This is a genomic window from Acinetobacter sp. NIOH-H-8 (genome assembly GCF_046635365.1).
Lineage (GTDB): Bacteria > Pseudomonadota > Gammaproteobacteria > Pseudomonadales > Moraxellaceae > Acinetobacter.
Window position 1 is genome coordinate 1 of record NZ_JBHDVN010000323.1, and the last position, 399, is coordinate 399.

Annotated in this window: 1 pseudogene; it reads left to right on the forward strand. The window is 64.7% G+C overall.

Annotated elements, in window-relative coordinates:
* Positions 1-28: 28 nt before the first annotated feature.
* A pseudogene (locus tag ACEWB7_RS18460) lies at positions 29-399 on the forward strand (hypothetical protein); the annotation flags it as partial.

Below are 399 nucleotides of genomic sequence, written 5' to 3' on the forward strand. Positions count from 1 at the left end.
CCCCAGGCCTACGCCAAAGGATGAGGAAATGCCTTCTTCTTTCCCGCGCCTCGGCTTGCTCGGCGCGCTGTGCTCCATCGTTCCCCTGCTCCATGCCAGCGAACCGACCACGGACGCTGCGCTCATCGAAAAAGGCCGCTACGTGGCCCAGCTCGCCGACTGCATCGCCAGCCATACCGGCCCGCAGGGCGCGCCGATGGCCTCCGGCCTCGAGCTGAAGACGCCAATGGGTACCATCTACTCGACCAACATCACTCCCGACCGGGAGACCGGCATCGGCCGCTACAGCTTCGAAGAGTTCGACCGCGCCATGCGCAAGGGGGTGTCCGCCGAGGGAGTGAATCTCTATCCGGCGATGCCCTACCCGTCCTACGCCAAGATCAGCGAAGAAGACATGCG